The organism is Paracoccus cavernae (assembly GCF_042430175.1).
GTDB lineage: Bacteria > Pseudomonadota > Alphaproteobacteria > Rhodobacterales > Rhodobacteraceae > Paracoccus > Paracoccus cavernae.
The window spans coordinates 419,751-436,317 of record NZ_JBHMDZ010000001.1; the positions used below are offsets into that span (position 1 = coordinate 419,751).

Annotated in this window: 16 protein-coding genes; 12 read left to right on the forward strand and 4 right to left on the reverse strand. The window is 64.1% G+C overall.

The window, feature by feature from the left end; all coding sequences use genetic code 11:
• Positions 1-24: 24 nt before the first annotated feature.
• The 3 genes from ACFFUC_RS02090 to ACFFUC_RS02100 form a co-directional block, all read right to left on the reverse strand.
• Complete coding sequence (locus ACFFUC_RS02090; protein WP_377683054.1) at positions 25-780, reverse strand: glycerophosphodiester phosphodiesterase family protein; 756 nt, start codon at positions 778-780, stop codon at positions 25-27.
• Positions 780-1,235: a RidA family protein gene (locus ACFFUC_RS02095; protein ID WP_377683056.1), complete on the reverse strand. Its 456-nt coding sequence runs from the start codon at positions 1,233-1,235 to the stop codon at positions 780-782. The genes ACFFUC_RS02090 and ACFFUC_RS02095 overlap by 1 nt, the downstream gene beginning before the upstream one ends.
• Before the next feature lie 131 nt (positions 1,236-1,366).
• Entirely contained in the window at positions 1,367-4,834 is a 3,468-nt protein-coding gene (locus ACFFUC_RS02100) for a chromosome segregation SMC family protein (RefSeq protein WP_377683058.1), read from the reverse strand.
• Between the two features lie 141 nt (positions 4,835-4,975).
• Between ACFFUC_RS02100 and ACFFUC_RS02105 the strand changes: the two genes are divergently transcribed.
• Both ACFFUC_RS02105 and ACFFUC_RS02110 read left to right on the forward strand, forming a co-directional pair.
• Complete coding sequence (locus ACFFUC_RS02105) at positions 4,976-5,359, forward strand: CidA/LrgA family protein (protein ID WP_377683060.1); 384 nt, start codon at positions 4,976-4,978, stop codon at positions 5,357-5,359.
• Positions 5,356-6,072: an LrgB family protein gene (locus tag ACFFUC_RS02110; RefSeq protein ID WP_377683061.1), complete on the forward strand. Its 717-nt coding sequence runs from the start codon at positions 5,356-5,358 to the stop codon at positions 6,070-6,072. The genes ACFFUC_RS02105 and ACFFUC_RS02110 overlap by 4 nt, the downstream gene beginning before the upstream one ends.
• Before the next feature lie 68 nt (positions 6,073-6,140).
• Here the strand turns inward: ACFFUC_RS02110 and ACFFUC_RS02115 are convergent, their stop codons facing one another.
• Positions 6,141-6,461: a DUF6280 family protein gene (locus ACFFUC_RS02115; RefSeq protein WP_020951971.1), complete on the reverse strand. Its 321-nt coding sequence runs from the start codon at positions 6,459-6,461 to the stop codon at positions 6,141-6,143.
• Between the two features lie 347 nt (positions 6,462-6,808).
• Between ACFFUC_RS02115 and efp the strand changes: the two genes are divergently transcribed.
• The 10 genes from efp to ACFFUC_RS02165 all read left to right on the forward strand — a co-directional run bounded on the left by efp (position 6,809) and on the right by ACFFUC_RS02165 (position 16,560).
• Positions 6,809-7,372, forward strand: coding sequence for an elongation factor P (efp, locus tag ACFFUC_RS02120; RefSeq protein ID WP_377683063.1), 564 nt, complete (start codon positions 6,809-6,811; stop codon positions 7,370-7,372).
• A gap of 135 nt (positions 7,373-7,507) precedes the next feature.
• Positions 7,508-7,807 carry a GNAT family N-acetyltransferase gene (locus ACFFUC_RS02125; RefSeq protein WP_377683065.1) on the forward strand — a complete coding sequence of 100 codons (300 nt, stop codon included), beginning with the start codon at positions 7,508-7,510 and terminating at the stop codon, positions 7,805-7,807.
• 508 nt (positions 7,808-8,315) lie between these two features.
• Entirely contained in the window at positions 8,316-9,380 is a 1,065-nt protein-coding gene (gene chvE, locus ACFFUC_RS02130) for a multiple monosaccharide ABC transporter substrate-binding protein (protein ID WP_377683067.1), read from the forward strand.
• A 63-nt stretch (positions 9,381-9,443) separates the two neighbouring features.
• A complete protein-coding gene (gene mmsA, locus ACFFUC_RS02135) occupies positions 9,444-11,051 on the forward strand; it encodes a multiple monosaccharide ABC transporter ATP-binding protein (RefSeq protein ID WP_377683069.1) in 1,608 nt (535 codons plus the stop codon).
• Complete coding sequence (mmsB, locus tag ACFFUC_RS02140) at positions 11,044-12,225, forward strand: multiple monosaccharide ABC transporter permease (protein WP_377683071.1); 1,182 nt, start codon at positions 11,044-11,046, stop codon at positions 12,223-12,225. The genes mmsA and mmsB overlap by 8 nt, the downstream gene beginning before the upstream one ends.
• A 9-nt stretch (positions 12,226-12,234) precedes the next feature.
• Positions 12,235-13,176 carry a Gfo/Idh/MocA family protein gene (locus ACFFUC_RS02145; RefSeq protein WP_377683073.1) on the forward strand — a complete coding sequence of 314 codons (942 nt, stop codon included), beginning with the start codon at positions 12,235-12,237 and terminating at the stop codon, positions 13,174-13,176.
• 4 nt (positions 13,177-13,180) lie between these two features.
• Positions 13,181-14,098, forward strand: a complete 918-nt coding sequence (locus ACFFUC_RS02150; RefSeq protein ID WP_377683075.1) for a 2-dehydro-3-deoxygalactonokinase — start codon at positions 13,181-13,183, stop codon at positions 14,096-14,098.
• Entirely contained in the window at positions 14,095-14,691 is a 597-nt protein-coding gene (locus ACFFUC_RS02155; protein WP_377683077.1) for a 2-dehydro-3-deoxy-6-phosphogalactonate aldolase, read from the forward strand. The genes ACFFUC_RS02150 and ACFFUC_RS02155 overlap by 4 nt, the downstream gene beginning before the upstream one ends.
• Before the next feature lie 4 nt (positions 14,692-14,695).
• On the forward strand, positions 14,696-15,559 hold the full coding sequence (locus ACFFUC_RS02160; protein WP_377683079.1) for an SMP-30/gluconolactonase/LRE family protein: 864 nt from the start codon (positions 14,696-14,698) through the stop codon (positions 15,557-15,559).
• Entirely contained in the window at positions 15,559-16,560 is a 1,002-nt protein-coding gene (locus ACFFUC_RS02165; protein WP_377683081.1) for an aldose epimerase family protein, read from the forward strand. The genes ACFFUC_RS02160 and ACFFUC_RS02165 overlap by 1 nt, the downstream gene beginning before the upstream one ends.
• Positions 16,561-16,567 lie beyond the last annotated feature (7 nt).

Here is a 16,567-nt window from a genome sequence, read left to right on the forward strand (position 1 = left end):
CGCGCATACACAACCCGCGCGGGGTTACTTCGCGGCGCGGTAATCCTCGAAGGTGATGTTGTCGGCGACCTGACGGGCCGCGCCCTCTTCGGTCTCGTTGCGGATGGTCCAGCACAGGACCGGCACGCCCGCCGCTTTGAGCTTGCCCACCGCCGGATTGGCGAGGTCGACATGGTCATGCGAGATGAAGCCCGAGCCGGTGCGCTCGTAATCGGCAATCGCGCCCAGATGCGCGCGCTCTGCCGCATCCAGCATCGGCCATTCTTCCCCGTCATAGGCGCAGGTCGTCAGCCCGACCGCGATCTCGGGGGCCTCCGCATGGAAGGCCGCGACGGTTTCGGGGTTGAAGGACATGACGGCCACCGGCCCGTCATAGGTCTTGAGCTCGTCGGCGACGCGCTTTTGCAGATCGCCGATATTGCTGCCCAGACGCCCGTCCTGATCCTTGATCTCGATGAGCAAAGGCACCTGCCCCGCGACAAGGCGCAGCATTTCGCCCAGGGTCGGGATGCCCTCGTTGGTCTTGAGCAGACGGAAATCCGCCAGATCCTCGAGCGTCAGATCGGCGACAAAGGATTCGTCGCCGGCCATCCGGCTCAGGTCGTAATCGTGGAAAACCACCGGCGCGCCATCGACGCACCGCTGGATATCACATTCGATGGCATAGCCCGCCTCGATCGCGGCACGGAAAGCGGCGAGGCTGTTCTCCGGCACGCCCGGCCCATGCAAACCGCGATGGGCGATCGGCATGGTCAGGAAGTCAGCGGGCAATGCAGCCATCATGCAACCTCGAAAATCGCTTCGATTTCAACAGCAACGCCGCGCGGCAGCGCGGGGGCCGAGACGGCTGCGCGGGCGTGGCGGCCCTTGTCGCCAAAGACTTCGACCATGAGATCCGAGCAGCCGTTGATGACTTCGGGCTGGTCGGTGAATTCCGGCGTCGAGTTCACAAAGCCGTTCAGCTTGACGACGCGGGTGATGCGGTCGAGCGAACCCAGCGCCGCACGCGCCTGCGCCAGAAGCGCCAGACCGCAGGCCCGCGCGGCTTCAGCACCGGCTTCGGCAGCCATATCCGCGCCCAGACGGCCGGTGATCAGACCGCCCGGACCCGAGCTGATCTGGCCCGACACGAACAGCAGGTTGCCGGTCTGCACATAGGGCACATAATTCGCCGCAGGTGCCGGCGCTGCCGGAAGCGTGATGCCCAATTCTGCGAGTTTGCTGTCGATGCTCATGCCTGTCCCTCGGCTCAGATAAAGATTTCACGGGATTGTCGCCGCCAGCCCGCCCCAGCGCAAGGGGTCTAGTGGCGCGATTGTGCCGCGGCGCACCGGCCGCGACAGGCAGCCACCGGCCGCCCGCCGCTTTACGCGACCAGAGCCTCGGCGCGTTTGAGATCGACGCTCACCAGCTGGCTCACGCCCTGCTCGACCATGGTGACGCCGAACAGCCGGTCCATCCGCGCCATGGTGACGGCATGGTGGGTGATGACCAGGAACCGCGTACTCGTCCGGCGCGTCATCTCGTCCATGAGATCGCAGAACCGCGTGACGTTCGCGTCGTCAAGCGGAGCGTCAACCTCGTCGAGCACGCAAATCGGGGCCGGATTGGCCAAAAACACCGCGAAGATCAGCGCCATTGCCGTCAGCGTCTGCTCGCCGCCCGACAGAAGGCTGAGCGTCGACAGCTTCTTGCCCGGCGGCTGGCACATGATCTCCAGTCCGGCATCCAGCGGATCATCGGATTCGACCAGAACCAGTCGCGCCTCTCCGCCACCGAAAAGATGGGTGAAAAGCGTCACGAAATTGGCGTTGACCGTATCGAAAGCCGACAAGAGGCGCTCTCGCCCCTCGCGGTTGAGGCTGCCGATACCGGCGCGCAGCTTGCGGATCGCCTCGGTCAGATCGTTCTTTTCGCCCGCCAAACGGTCGCGTTCGGTTTCCAGCGCCTGCTTGTCGTCATCGGCGCGCAGGTTGACCGCGCCAAGCGAATCGCGGGCCTGACGCAAACGCGCGATTTCGGCTTCAAGCTTGGCCGCATCGGCCATGACGGCGGGATCGAGATCCAGCGTTTCCAGCAGGGCCTCGGGCGACCCTTCCGTCTCTTCGAGGATGCGCGCGCGGGCTGCCTCCTCGCCTTCGCGGGCGGCCTCCGAGCGGGCCTCGCGGGTGGCGCGGAGCTCGCGCGCATCGGATGCGGCGCGGGCGCTGTCGCGTTCGGCATCGCTTTTGGCGCGCAGATCGGCATCGGCTTCGGTCAGAACGGCGCGGGCGCGATCCAGACGGTCGCGGGCCGCAGCCTCGGCTTCGGTCAGGATCACGCGACGCTCGGCGAGAAGCTCGGGCTGGGCGCGCGCCTCCTCGAGATCCTCCATCGTGGCGTCCCGACGTTCGGCCAGTTCGCGGGCGCGGGCATCGGCCTGCTCGAGCCGCAGGCGCCAACCCGATTCCTCTTTGGTGATTTCCTGCAAGCGCTTGGTGCGCGCCAACCCGTCGCGGCGGATTTCCTCCAGCGCGGAGCGGCGCGACATGGTGGCAATGCGCGCGGCCTCGACGCCGGTGCGGGCGTAATCGAGCGCATCGGCTGCTGCCGCGCGGTCGGGCAGCTCGGCCAATGTCCGCTCCGCCTGCGCCAGACGCGAGCCCGCGTCACCCGCATCAGCGCGGTGGCGGGCAAGTTCGGCGCGCGCGGATTCGGCGCGGCTGTTGGCCAAAGCCAGCTCGGATTCGGCGCGGGTCGCGGCACGCACGGCCTCGGACAGGGCACGTTCGGCCTCGCGGCGCGATTCACGCGCACGCTTTTCGGCGTTGGTCGCGGTATCGAGTTCGGCGCGCGCCTCGGCATGGCTTTCGGCGGCAACCGAGGCCCGTTCGCGCGCGGCTTCGGCCTGTTCGGAGACTTCGGAGAGCTGGTTGACCTTTTGCAGATGCAGCGCCGCCGCCGAAGAGGCATCGCCCGCATTGACCCGCATTCCGTCCCAACGGAAAAGATCGCCCTCGCGCGTGACCAGCCGCTGGCCGGGGCGCAGAGCGGGCTGCAAAGCCGCGCCGGTTTGCGCATCGGCCACCAGACCGACCTGCGAGAGCCGCCGCGCCAAAGCCTCGGGGCCCTCGACATGGGGCGCGAGCGGCGACGCGCCTTGCGGCAGCGCATCATCCGCACCGTAGCCGGTCAGAAGATACCAGCCCGATCGACCATCCTCGGCCAGACCCGCGTTCAAATCATCGCCCAAAGCCGCGCCGAAAGCGGCTTCGAAGCCTTTGGCCACGCGCACCGCATCAAGGATCGCCTTGCCGCCGGTCTCGCCGCGTTCGACCAAACGGCGCAGCGCCGCCATTTCGGAGGCGAGCGCCGAAGACTCGCCCTCGGCCTCGGCCCGAAGGGCGCGCGCGGCGCTTTCGCGGATTTCCAGTTCGGCGCGGGCAGCCTCGGCGTCGATCAACGCCTCTTCGGCAGCCTCCGCCCCGTCGCGCGCTTGCGCCTGACCTTCTTCGGCCACAGCCAAAGCGGCCTCGGCCTCCTGACCGGAAGCAGCGGCGCGTTCGACCGCCTCGGCGGCGGCGGTCGCCGCCTTCTCGGCACGTTCCAGCATGGCGCGCAGATCGGCGGCGAGACGTTCCGCCGATTGGTAGCGCGCCGCAAGGCGCGCGGATTCGTCGGTCAATTCGGCAAGGCTCGCCTCGACCTCGCGCAGGGCCTCGGTGGCTTGCGAAGCGGTATCCGCCGCCGCCTCGAGACGCTCGTCATGGCCTTCGGCCGCCTTGCCGATCTCGGTGCGCTCCCAGACCAGACGCTCGACCACCTCGCCCGCATCGCGGTTGAGCGCGCCTTCGCGTTCGAGGTCATGCTCAAGCTGGGCGATGCGCGACAGCAGCGTGTCGATCGCCTGACGGGCGCGGTTTTCCGCTTCGTCGAGGGCCTCGCGCTCGACCGTCGCGCGGGACAGGATCGCGGTCGCGATCTGCTCTTCTTCGCGCAGGGGCGGCAAAGCAGCTTCGGCGGTCTCTCGGTTTTCAATCGCGATACGGGCGACGGTTTCCGCCAAAGAGGCCGCTTTGATCGCCTCCTGCAAGGCACCCGCCGCACTGGCGCGGGCGGCATCGGCCTCGGACCAGCGCCGGTAAAGCAGCACGCCTTCGGCCACGCGCAAAGCCGCGCCGATCTCGCGATATTTCGCGGCAGCACGCGCCTGACGCGCCAAAGAGGCCGCCTGCGAGGTCAGCTGGTCAAGCGTATCGTCCACGCGCGTCAGATTGGCCTCGGCGCCGTTGAGCTTGAGCTCCGCCTCGTGACGGCGCTGGTAAAGCCCTGAAATCCCGGCAGCTTCTTCGAGAATGCGGCGGCGAGCCTTCGGCTTGGCATTGATCAGCTCGGCAATCTGGCCCTGACGCACCAGCGCAGGCGAATGCGCGCCGGTCGAGGCATCCGCGAACAGCATCTGCACATCGCGCGCCCGCACTTCCTTGCCGTTGATACGGTAGGCGGAGCCGGCATCGCGGGTAATGCGGCGCGAAATATCGAGCGTCGACGCCTCGTTGAGCGCCGCCGGCGCGAGGTGGTCGCTATTGTCGATGGTCAGCGTGACTTCGGCATGGGCGCGCGCTCCGCGGCGGGTGGTGCCCGCGAAAATCACATCCTCCATCCCGTCGCCGCGCATCGCGGTCGGGCGGTTTTCGCCCATGACCCAGCGCAGGGCCTCGAGCAGGTTGGATTTTCCACAGCCATTCGGCCCGACCACACCGGTCAGACCTTCGCGGATGACCAGATCGGTCGGGTCCACGAAACTTTTGAACCCATTGAGACGCAGCCGGTCGAAGCGCAAAAACTTATCCATAGAATCAGGTTATGATCGGCGGATAATCTTTCACCCCCGCAGGCACGTCAACCAATAGCGCTAAATCTGGGGGAAGTGTATTAAGGTTTCCACAACATTTGAGGGATAAACTCGGTCCGGACCGACTGCTAGGATGGCACCATGATACTTGCGCTCGCGACCATTCTTTGTTTCCAGCTCATCGGCGAGACAATCTCGCGCGGGTTGGGGCTGCCTTTGCCGGGGCCGGTGATCGGCCTGATGCTTCTGGTGCTGTCGGGGATCATTCGCCCGCAGCTGATCACTTTCCTGCGCACGGCCGCGAATGGCTTGTTGAGCCAGCTTTCGCTGTTTTTCGTGCCCGCAGGCGTCGGCATCATCACCCATCTCGCGCAGTTTCGCGAAAACGCTTTGGGGATTTCGGTGGCGCTCGTCGTCTCGACGGTGCTCGCTATCGCGGTGGGGGCTCTGGCCTTTGTCGGCGTCGCCAAGCTGACCGGCCAGTCCGAGGTCGACCAGATCGATACCGGAGGGGACGGGGCATGAACAACGCCGCTCAAATCTGGACCTATCTCTCGCAAGAGCCGCTGCTGTGGCTCTGCGCGACGCTTTTTGCCTATGCGACCGGCGATTTCGTCTTCCGCAAATCGGGACGACGCAGCGTCGCGAACCCGGTTCTGATCGCGGTCACCATCCTCGCCTTGCTGCTTGGCGCGACGAAGACCGACTACAAAACCTATTTCGAGGGCGCGCAATTCGTCCATTTCATGCTCGGGCCGGCGACGGTCTGCCTTGGACTGCCGCTTTACGACAACCTCGACCGGCTCAAACATGCGGTCCTGCCTCTGGTTGCGGCGCTGCTCGCCGGATCGCTGACGGCCATCGTTTCGGTGCTGGCGCTGGCGAAATTCTTCGATCTCGGGCCGGTGATGATGGCCTCGCTCGCGCCGAAATCGACGACGGCTCCGGTCGCGATCGGGATCTCGGAGAGCCTCGGCGGCGAGCCCACGATCACGGCGGTTCTGGTCATTCTCACGGGGATCATCGGGGCGATCGTGGTGACGCCGCTTTTGAACCTGCTGCGCATCCGCGACTGGCGCGCGCGCGGCTTTTCGGTCGGCGTTGCCGCCCACGGGATCGGCACCGCCCGCGCGCTTCAGGTCAACGAGACCGCAGGCGCATTCGCCGGTATGGGCATGGGACTGAACGCTGTGCTGACCGCGATCGTCGCGCCGCTCGTGCTGCGGCTTTTCCAGTAAGGCGTCGATAACACAACAAAAAAGGCCGCCCCGAAGGACGGCCCGGCAACGCCATTGATCGCGGTCGCTTATGCGGCCTCGGCCTCTTCAGCTGCGTGGCGACGCTCGCTTTCCTCGCGCGACAGCGCGACAGAGGTGCGCACACCTTTCGCCACAAATTCCATCAGGCCCTTCACCACGCGCTCGTTGGGGTCGATCCCCGCGCAGGACAGGACCTCGCGGCCGTCGCGCGAACGCGCCCAGCGGGCGATCTGGTCAGGACCATTGCCGTATTTCTTGTCGTCGGCGATCGCATCATCCAAAGCTGCCAGCACCACGGCGGCAAACAGTTTGCGGGCACGCTGCCCTTGTTCGAAATTGAAAGCCGAACCATCAACGAAGTCGCGCATTTTTTCATCCTGTTCATTGCCGGCGGCCATGCGCCGGATGCGGGCATAAATTGCCCCGTATTTATCAAAGCCTTTCAGGCGGTAGTCGGGGCATAGCCCTTGTGGAGCTGATTCGGTACGCCCGCCGCCGCATGACCGCCATGCAGCCCGCGCAACCCGAGCCAAAGTTAAGCAATATGGGGCTATCACAAGAGTTTTATGACAGTCTTTTAACCATTCCCGCGCTTGACAACGCCCGAAACGCGTTTCGGTTGCCAGAATTAACCATAATAGATATAGCTTCGCGCAATCCGGGTTCAACCTTTTGAACCGGCCAAAATCATTAAATATCATCAAGGCCTTACACCATGCCCAAAATCAACGGCAATGAAATCAAGCCCGGCGCGGTCCTCGAACATGACGGCGGGCTTTGGGCTGCCGTCAAAGTGAACCACGTCAAACCGGGCAAAGGCGGCGCTTTCGCCCAGGTCGAGCTGAAGAACCTGCGCGACGGCCGCAAGCTGAACGAGCGTTTCCGCTCGGAAGACAAGGTCGAGAACGTCACGCTCGAGACCAAGGACCAGCAATTCCTGTACGAAACCGACGGGAAACTGGTGTTCATGGACAACGAGACCTTCGAGCAGATGGAGCTGGACGCCGACCTTCTTGGCGACCGCCGCCCCTTCCTGCAGGACGGCATGACCGCGACGATCCAGTATTACGGCGACGAGGCCCTTCTGGTCCGCATCCCGCAAAAAGTGATCTGCACCGTCGCCGAGACCGAGCCGGTCCTGAACGGCCAGACCGCCGCGAAAAGCTTCAAACCGGCCATTCTCGACAACGGCGTACGCGTCATGATCCCGCCTTTCGTCAGCGTCGACGAAAAGATCGTCGTGAATACCGAGCTCTTCGAATATTCCGAGCGCGCCTGATCGCGGCCCGCCCCGACCCGACAGATCGAAAGGCCCGGATGCGCTCCGGGCCTTTTGCTTTGCGCCTTGCCGCAGGCACCTTGGCACCAAAACGCGGCTTTCGGCGTTAACCATTGTCACAGGAAAGGGTTGGCCATGGTCGAGTTCAAAGTGCAGCGGGAAAAGAACGACGAAGGGGGCCGCTATTTCGTCACCCTCCCCGGTCATCAGGAGGCCGCAGAGCTGACCTGGCTCGACATCGGCCCCTCGCTCATCGCCGCCAACCATACTTTCGTCCCCGAAACGATGCGCGGCCAGGGCGTCGCCGAGGCGATGGTGCATCAACTCGTCTCGGATGCGCACAACGAATCGATCCGGATTTTGCCGCTTTGCACCTATGTCCAAGCCCAGTTCGCGCGCCATCCCGAATGGGAGGATGTGCGCAAAGACCTTTGACCGGCGACGCGACGCGCCCGAAAAGCTCCGGCGGGGTCGCGAAATCAGAGCTTGGTCCGGCCGGAGCGCCCGAGGTCGCTGGACGCTGCGGCAAGACGCCAAACCGGCCGAAACGGGCTGTCCGAAACGGTTGTTTCACGCCCGACCCTGCCCACCCTGCGACGGCGGAATCCCTTGGTGAAGCATGATTTTTCCGGAATTTTGCGAAAAAATCGTTAGCTTTGCCAGTTGGTTGCGGGTGCTAACGCTAACGGTTTCTGCCTCCGGAATATCCGTCCAAAATCCCTTTCGGCCATAGAATTTCCGTCTTCTATCAAAAATGGCATACCATTTTGAGAAAACGACAATTGACGGTTATGTTGCAACCTGTCTAGCTTTCGCCTGTGCGGCACAGTCCGCCGGCAACGCGCAAGCGTCTGCAACAAGGGGGAGGACAGAGGAACGGGTCGGGCGGGCAAAAAAGCCTGCGGCACCGGATCCTCTGCTTGTGTATCGACAGGGAGAACACATGAAAAGCTTCAAGAAAATCGCCATTGCCTTGGCCTCGGTCGCGACTTTCGCGCTGCCCGGCATTGCATCGGCCGACGGTCTTGTCGGGATCTCGATGCCGACGAAAAGCTCGGCGCGCTGGATCGACGACGGCAACAACATGGTCAAGCAGTTCCAGGACGCCGGCTATCAGACCGATCTGCAATATGCCGATGACGATATCCCGAACCAGCTGGCCCAGATCGAAAACATGATCACCAAGGGCGTGAACGTTCTGGTGATCGCGGCCATCGACGGCACCACCCTGTCGAGCGCGCTCGCCAATGCCAAAGCCGCCGACATCAAGGTCATCGCCTATGACCGCCTGATCCGCGACACGCCCGATATCGACTATTACGCGACCTTCGACAACTTCAAGGTCGGCGTCGAGCAGGCCACCACGCTGGTTGACGGCCTCAAGGCCAATTTCCCCGATGTGAAGCCGTGGAATGTCGAGCTCTTCGGCGGCTCGCCGGACGACAACAACGCCTATTTCTTCTATGACGGCGCGATGTCGGTGATCCAGCCGCTGATCGACGACGGCTCGATCGTGATCCCCTCGGGCCAGATGGGCATGGACAAGGTCGGCACGCTGCGCTGGGATCCGGCGACCGCACAGGCGCGCATGGATAACCTTCTGTCGGCCAATTACACCGACAAGCAGGTCAACGGCGTGCTCTCGCCCTATGACGGGCTCTCGATCGGGATCATCTCCTCGCTCAAGGGTCTGGCCTATGGTTCGGGCGATCTGAAAATGCCGGTCGTGACCGGTCAGGACGCCGAGATCCCCTCGGTGAAATCGATCCGCGGCGGCGAGCAGTATTCGACCGTCTTCAAGGACACCCGCGAGCTGGCGAAAGTCACCGTCGGCATGGTCAACGCCATGCTCGAAGGCAAAGAGCCCGAGGTCAACGACACCACCACCTACAACAACGGTGTCAAAGTCGTGCCGTCCTACCTGCTCCAGCCGGTTCCGGTCACCGCCGCCAATATCGAGGATGTTCTGGTGAAATCGGGCTATTACACCGAAGACCAGCTGAAATAATCGCGAACCCAATCAGGCCGGGGCGGGGCATGGCCCTGCCCCGGCGACAGCATGAGGCAAGCGATGGACAGCATCCTTGAAATGCGGGGGATCACCAAGGAATTCCCCGGTGTCAAAGCCCTGAACAACGTCAATCTTTCGGTCCGCCGCGGCGAAATCCGCGCTTTGGTCGGCGAAAACGGCGCAGGCAAATCCACCCTGATGAAGGTTCTGTCGGGGGTCTATCCCCACGGCAGCTACGAGGGCGAGATCCTTTACCACGGCAAACCCATGGCCTTCCGCGGCATCCCCGACAGCGAAGCGCAGGGCATCGTCATCATCCATCAGGAGCTTGCCCTGGTGCCCCAGATGTCGATCGCCGAGAATATCTTTCTGGGCAACGAGATCGCGAAAAACGGCGTCATCGACCGCCGCGAGACCAACCGCCGCACCGTCGAGCTTCTGGCCAAGGTCGGGCTCAACGAGAACCCCGCCACAAAGGTGGGCGAGCTGGGCATGGGCAAGCAGCAGCTGATCGAAATCGCCAAAGCCTTGTCGAAGAAGGTCGAGCTTCTGATCCTCGACGAGCCGACCTCCTCGCTCAACGAGAACGACAGCGCCGCGCTTTTGGAGCTGCTCGCCGGTTTCCGCGAAGACGGCATGACCGCGATCCTGATCTCGCACAAACTCAACGAGATCTCGCAGGTTGCCGACAGCATCACCGTCCTGCGCGACGGCGCGACCGTCGCCCACCACGACCGGCTGGTCAGCGAAGAGCAGATCATCAAGGATATGGTCGGGCGTTCGATGGACGACCGCTACCCGCCGCGCGATCCCAAAATCGGCGGCACGGTCATGACCGTGCGCGACTGGACCATCGAAGATCCCGTCAACAGCCAGCGCCTGCTGGTCAAAGGCGCGAATTTCGAGCTTCGTCAGGGCGAGGTTCTGGGGATTGCGGGCCTGATGGGCGCGGGCCGGACCGAGCTTGCCATGAGCCTCTTCGGCCGCTCGATGGGCAAATTCCGCTCGGGCGAGGTCACGATCCACGGCGAGCGCCGCGATCTCTCGACCGTGCCCAAGGCGATCGAGGCCGGTCTGGCCTATGTTACCGAGGACCGCAAATCGCTCGGCCTCGTGCTGATCGACACGATCCGGCGCAACATCCCGCTCGCCAATCTCGACGGCATTGCCAAACGCAGCGTGATCGACCGCCATCAGGAAGGCGATATCGGCCGCGATTTCCGCAAGAGGCTGAACATCCGCTCTTCCTCGATCGAGCAGGAAACCGTGAACCTTTCGGGCGGCAACCAGCAAAAGGTCGTGCTGTCGAAATGGCTGTTCACCAATCCCGAGATCCTGATCCTCGACGAGCCGACGCGCGGCATTGATGTCGGCGCGAAATACGAAATCTACACGATCATCCGCGATCTCGCGGAAAGCGGCAAATCGGTGATCGTGATCTCGTCGGAAATGCCCGAGCTTCTGGGCGTCACCGACCGCATCCTCGTGATGAACGAAGGCCGTCTCGTCGGCGAGCTTCCCTCCGAGGAAGCCAGCCAGGAAAAGATCATGGCGATGATCATCCGCTCGGCCGGCAATGGCGCTGCCAACACCGCCTCCGGCACGCCCTCAATCACGGCCGCCCAGACGCCCGTCGCAGAACAGAAGGCAGAGAATCCGCATGTCTGACACCACCCCGAAAAGCGCCAGCACATTCGGCTTCATCCGCCGCAATATCCGCGAATACGGCATCCTCTTCGCGCTTGTCATCATCATGGCGCTGTTTCAGGTCCTGACCGGCGGCATCCTGTTCCGGCCGGTCAACCTGACCAACCTTTTCCTGCAAAACAGCCATATCGTCATCATGGCCGTCGGCATGCTTCTGGTGATTGTCGCAGGCCATATCGACCTTTCGGTCGGCTCCGTCGCGGCTTTCGTCGGAGCACTTGCCGCCTATATGGTGGTCAAAATGGGCCTGCCGATCCCGCTGGTTATCCTGCTCAGCCTTGTGGCGGGCGCGATCATCGGCGGGCTTCAGGGCTATTGGATCGCCTATTGGAAGATCCCCTCCTTCATCGTGACTTTGGCGGGGATGCTGGTGTTTCGCGGCCTGACCATGCTTTTGCTGCAGGGCCAGAACATCAGCCCGCTCGGCGCGGATTTCCAGCTGATCTCTTCGGGTTTCATTCCCGATATCTTCGGCGTCGGCAAACCCAACGTGCTGTCGCTGGTTCTGGGCTGGGGCGCGGCCATCGCGATCCTGCTTTTGCAGATCCGCAACCGCAAACGCGAAGAGGCCACCGGCACCGTCGACGAGCCCTTCGCCTTTTTCGCGGTGAAGAACGCGCTGATCTTTCTCGCTTTGTCGTGGATGACCTGGACGATGGCCAATTTCCGCGGCCTGCCCAACGTCTTCATCGTCATGGCGGTTCTGGTCGCAGTCTATGCCTTCATCTCCGAGCGCACGACGATCGGCCGCCGCATCTATGCGATCGGCGGCAACGCCAAGGCCGCCAAGCTCTCGGGCATCAACGCCGAGCGCGTGGTCTTCCTCACCTTCGTGAACATGGGGATGCTGGCGGCGCTGGCCGGTGTCGTCGTCGCCGCGCGTCTGAACGCGGCAACACCCAAAGCGGGCGTCGGCTTCGAGCTCGACGTGATCGCGGCCGTCTTTATCGGCGGCGCCTCGATGGCGGGCGGGATCGGTACCGTGATCGGTGCGGTCGTCGGCGCCTTCATCATGGGTGTGATGAACAACGGCATGTCGATCCTCGGGATCGGCATCGACACCCAGCAGATCATCAAGGGTCTCGTGCTTCTCGCCGCGGTGATCTTCGACGTCTCGAACAAAAGCAAGGGCTGAGGGGAAACCATGTCCGATACTGATACTTCCGGCCTCGCCATCATCGGGCTGGGCAAAATCGCGCGCGAACAGCATGTCCCCGCGCTGGCCGCCAGCCCCGCCTTCCATCTGGCGGCGACGGTGGATCCCGTCTCGTCGCGCGAGGATACACCCGCTTTCACCGATATCGGCACCTTCCTGCGCCAGATGCCCGATGTCGGCGCGGTCGCGCTTTGCACCCCGCCGCAGGTCCGTTTCGCCGTCGCCCGAGAGGCGCTTTTGGCAGGCCGCCACGTCCTTTTGGAAAAGCCCCCCGGCACGACAGTCAGCGAGGTCATGACGCTGGAGCGGATCGCGCGCCAGCAAGGCCGCACACTCTTCACCGCATGGCACAGCCAGTTCGCACCGGGCATTCCGGGCGCGAAGGACTGGCTGTCCACGCGCCGCGTCACCGCGATCACCGTGACATGGCGCGAGGATGTGCGGCGCTGGCATCCCGGTCAGGACTGGATCTTCCAGCCCGGCGGCACCGGCGTTTTCGACCCCGGCATCAATGCCTATTCCGTCCTGACCGAGATCCTGCCCGTTGCGCTTTACACCACCGAGGGCACGCTGGAGTTTCCCGCAAACCGCGAAACGCCGATCGCCGCGCAGCTGAAAATGCTCACCGAAGAGGGCGCGCCGGTCGATCTCGACTTCGACTTCCGCGAGACCGGCGTCCAGACCTGGGACATGCTGATCCGCACCGACGACGGCGATATGGAACTGTCGCAGGGCGGCGCCAAGATCGTTGCAGGCGGCTCGCTTTTGTCGGATGAAGGGGCGCTGGCCGGCGAATACGACCGCATCTATGCGCGCTTCGCCCAATTGATCGCCAAGGGGGAAAGCGACGTCGATCTTGCGCCCTTCCGCCATGTTGCCGATGCGATGATGCTGGGCCGGCACCGGAAAACTGACGCATTCGAATGGTAAGATAGTGACTGACGAAAAAACGAGCCCCGATTGGATTGCGGTCGATTGGGGCACCACAAGACTGCGGGTCTGGGCGATGGGCGACACGGGTGCCCGCGCTGCCCGTTCGGCGGATCGCGGCATGGCGGGTCTTTCGCCCGAAGAATTCGAGCCCGCGCTCTTCAACCTGATCGAGGACTGGCTGCCCGAAAGCGAAGCGATCGAGATCATCGCCTGCGGCATGGTCGGTGCCCGCACCGGCTGGATCGAGGCCGATTACCGCGCCATCCCCTGCCCGCCGCTTGATCCGCATCGCGCCATCCGCCCCAAGGTCCGCGACCCGCGCCTGTCGGTACGCATCCTGCCGGGCCTGTCCCAAGCCAATCCGCCCGACGTCATGCGCGGCGAGGAAACCCAGATCGCGGGCTTTCTCGCTGAAAATCCGGGCTATGAGGGCGCGCTTTGCCTGCCCGGCACCCATTCCAAATGGGTCCGCATCAAAGACGGTGCGGTGACTTCTTTCCAGACCTTCATGACCGGCGAGCAATTCGCGCTGATGTCGCAGCAATCGGTGCTGCGCCTCTCGATCGGTGCGGTCGAGCCCTCGGCCGAGGCTTTCGACGCCGCCGCCGAAGCCGTGCTCGCCGACCCCCATCTGGCGATGCGAGGCCTGTTCGGATTGCGCGCCTCGGCCCTGCTCGAAGGCGCGACCGGATCACAGATCGCGGGCCGCCTTTCGGGGCTGCTGATCGGCGCCGAAATCGCCGCCGCGCGCGAATTCTGGGAGAGCGGCCCCGTCACCCTGATCGCCGCCCCCGCGCTGACCGCGCTTTATGCCCGTGCCCTCGGCTTTGCCGGATGCACGCCTGCCGTGACCGATGGCGGGGCACTTGTCCTTGCCGGTCTCACCTCCGCCTACCGTCAACTACAGGACGCCCAATGAGCCTGCCTCTCATCGCCATTCTTCGCGGCATCACCCCGCCCGAAGCCCTGCCCGTCGCCAAAGCCCTGATCGAGGCCGGCATCACCAAGATCGAGGTGCCGCTGAACTCGCCGCAACCGCTCGACAGCATCCGCGCGATGGTCGAGGCCTATGGCGACGCGGCCCTGATCGGCGCAGGCACGGTGCTGACAGTCGCGGATGTGAATGCGGTCCATGCGGTCGGCGGCAAGCTGATCGTCTCGCCCAATGCCGACCCCGAGGTCATCGCCGAAACCCGCCGCCTCGGCATGGAGAGCTGGCCGGGGGTCTTTACCGCCACCGAATGCTTTGCCGCGATCAAGGCGGGGGCGACGGGGCTCAAGCTCTTCCCCGCCGATCAGGCCGGTCCGGGCACGGTCAAAGCGCTGCGCGCCGTCCTGCCCCGCGACATGCCGTTCTATGCGGTCGGCGGCGCGGATGCCGGCAATTTCGGGCAATGGCTCGCGGCGGGTGCGGATGGTTTCGGCATCGGCTCGGCGCTTTATAAACCCGGCGACAGCGCCGAAACCGTCGGCACACGCGCGGCGGCGCTGGTTGCGGCATTGAAGGGCTAACAACATGGCGGCGTCGGTCTCGGTTTTCGATCAACGGATCTGCACCTTGGGCGAAGGGGCCTTTTGGCACCCCGAGCGCAATCAGCCCTTCTGGTTCGACATCCTCGGCCGACGCCTCCACAGCCTTGATGGCGACCAGCCGCGGACATGGCAGTTCAACGAATTCGTCTCGGCTGCGGGCTGGATCGACCATGACCGCCTGCTGATCGCCTCGCAAAACGCGCTGTTCGTCTTTGATCTCGCGACCGGCACGCGTCAGGATCTGCTCCCGCTCGAGGCGGATGTGGCGGGCAACCGTTCCAACGACGGGCGCGCCGATCCGCAGGGCGGGTTCTGGATCGGGACGATGGCGCTGGATGCAAGCGAGGGCGCGGGCGCGATCTACCGCTATTTCAACGGCACGCTGCGCAAAATCGTGGACAAGGTCTCGATCCCGAACGCGATCTGTTTCGCGCCCGACGGCAGCCTTGCCTATTACGCCGATACCGCGCGGCACCTGATCTGGAGCCAAGCGCTTGACGCCGAGGGATGGCCCAAGGGCGAGGCTGCGGTTTTCGCGGACCTGTCTGCCGAAGGCCTTCATCCCGACGGAGCCGTCATTGACGCCGCCGGAAACCTGTGGTGCGCGCTTTGGGGATCGGCGCAGATTGTCTGTTTCGACCCGACCGGCGCGCGCATCCAATCGGTCGCCCTGCCCGCCAAACAACCGACCTGCCCCGTCTTTACCGGCGCGGCGCTCGACCGGCTGATGGTCACCAGCGCCGCCGTCGGCCTGCACGGCGACAACAACCCCGAGAACGGCAAAACATGGGCCGTGGATCAGGCCGGATTGCGCGGCCTTCCCGCCCCTCGCGTAAGGATCGCATGATGAGCAGCAGCACCTTCGGCACGATGCCCGACGGCGAAACCGTCACCAGAACCGTGATCTCGGGCCACGGGCTGACCGCCTCGATCGTGAGCTTCGGCGCGCGGGTGCAGGATCTGCGCCTTGACGGCGTGCCCCATTCGCTGGTGCTGGGTTTCCCCGAATTCGAGCCCTATCTGACCGAGGGCAAGCATTTCGGCGCGATTGCCGGACGTTTTGCCAACCGCATCAATCAGGGCCGTGCCCCGATCAACGGCGAGACCGTGCAGCTCGACCGCAATTTCATGGGCAAACACCTGCTGCATGGCGGGGCCAAAGGCACGGCGACCAAGAACTGGACCGTCTCGGCGACCACGCCCGACAGCGTGACCCTAACCCTGTCCCTGCCCGACGGAGAAATGGGCTTTCCCGGCAATCTCGATCTGTCGCTGACCTACCGCATCCTTGCGGGTCCCAGCCTGCAGATGGTTTTCGCGGGCAAGACCGACAAGCCGACATTGTGCAATCTGGCCCAGCACAGCTATTTCAACCTCGACGGCTCGGGCGATATCCGCAACCACGAGCTGACGATTCTGGCGCGCGGCTATACCGTCGTTGATGCGGATGCGATCCCGACCGGCGAGACCGCCCCCGTGGCAGGCTCGATCTTCGATTTCCGCAATCCGGTGCGGCTTGACGACCCCGAGGTCCTCGAAACGCTCGACCACAATTTCGTCATCGCCGATGCCCGCCTCGCCCATCCGGTGCTGGCCGCGCGGCTTTCCGGCGGGGGCATCACGATGGAGATCCGCTCGACCGAACCGGGTCTTCAGGCCTATGCCGGCGCGAAACTGCACGAGCGCGCCACGGGGCTTGGCGGCTTCGCCTATGGGCCCAATGCGGGGATCGCGCTGGAATCGCAGCTGTGGCCGGATGCGCCGAACCATGCGGACTTCCCCTCGGCGCTTCTGATGCCCGATACGGAATACCATCAGGAAACCCTGCTCGACTTCCGTCGCAGCTAAGCCGTTA

Excerpts from the sequence above, each read along its gene's own strand:
- mmsA (WP_377683069.1), top strand. The coding sequence starts at position 9,444 with ATGGACAGCATCCTTGAAATGCGGGGGATCACCAAGGAATTCCCCGGT.
- ACFFUC_RS02090 (WP_377683054.1), bottom strand. The coding sequence starts at position 780 with ATGGCTGCATTGCCCGCTGACTTCCTGACCATGCCGATCGCCCATCGC.
- ACFFUC_RS02160 (WP_377683079.1), top strand. The coding sequence starts at position 14,696 with ATGGCGGCGTCGGTCTCGGTTTTCGATCAACGGATCTGCACCTTGGGC.
- efp (WP_377683063.1), top strand. The coding sequence starts at position 6,809 with ATGCCCAAAATCAACGGCAATGAAATCAAGCCCGGCGCGGTCCTCGAA.
- ACFFUC_RS02100 (WP_377683058.1), bottom strand. The coding sequence starts at position 4,834 with ATGGATAAGTTTTTGCGCTTCGACCGGCTGCGTCTCAATGGGTTCAAA.
- ACFFUC_RS02155 (WP_377683077.1), top strand. The coding sequence starts at position 14,095 with ATGAGCCTGCCTCTCATCGCCATTCTTCGCGGCATCACCCCGCCCGAA.
- chvE (WP_377683067.1), top strand. The coding sequence starts at position 8,316 with ATGAAAAGCTTCAAGAAAATCGCCATTGCCTTGGCCTCGGTCGCGACT.
- ACFFUC_RS02115 (WP_020951971.1), bottom strand. The coding sequence starts at position 6,461 with ATGCGCGACTTCGTTGATGGTTCGGCTTTCAATTTCGAACAAGGGCAG.
- mmsB (WP_377683071.1), top strand. The coding sequence starts at position 11,044 with ATGTCTGACACCACCCCGAAAAGCGCCAGCACATTCGGCTTCATCCGC.
- ACFFUC_RS02125 (WP_377683065.1), top strand. The coding sequence starts at position 7,508 with ATGGTCGAGTTCAAAGTGCAGCGGGAAAAGAACGACGAAGGGGGCCGC.
- ACFFUC_RS02145 (WP_377683073.1), top strand. The coding sequence starts at position 12,235 with ATGTCCGATACTGATACTTCCGGCCTCGCCATCATCGGGCTGGGCAAA.
- ACFFUC_RS02165 (WP_377683081.1), top strand. The coding sequence starts at position 15,559 with ATGAGCAGCAGCACCTTCGGCACGATGCCCGACGGCGAAACCGTCACC.
- ACFFUC_RS02105 (WP_377683060.1), top strand. The coding sequence starts at position 4,976 with ATGATACTTGCGCTCGCGACCATTCTTTGTTTCCAGCTCATCGGCGAG.
- ACFFUC_RS02095 (WP_377683056.1), bottom strand. The coding sequence starts at position 1,235 with ATGAGCATCGACAGCAAACTCGCAGAATTGGGCATCACGCTTCCGGCA.
- ACFFUC_RS02110 (WP_377683061.1), top strand. The coding sequence starts at position 5,356 with ATGAACAACGCCGCTCAAATCTGGACCTATCTCTCGCAAGAGCCGCTG.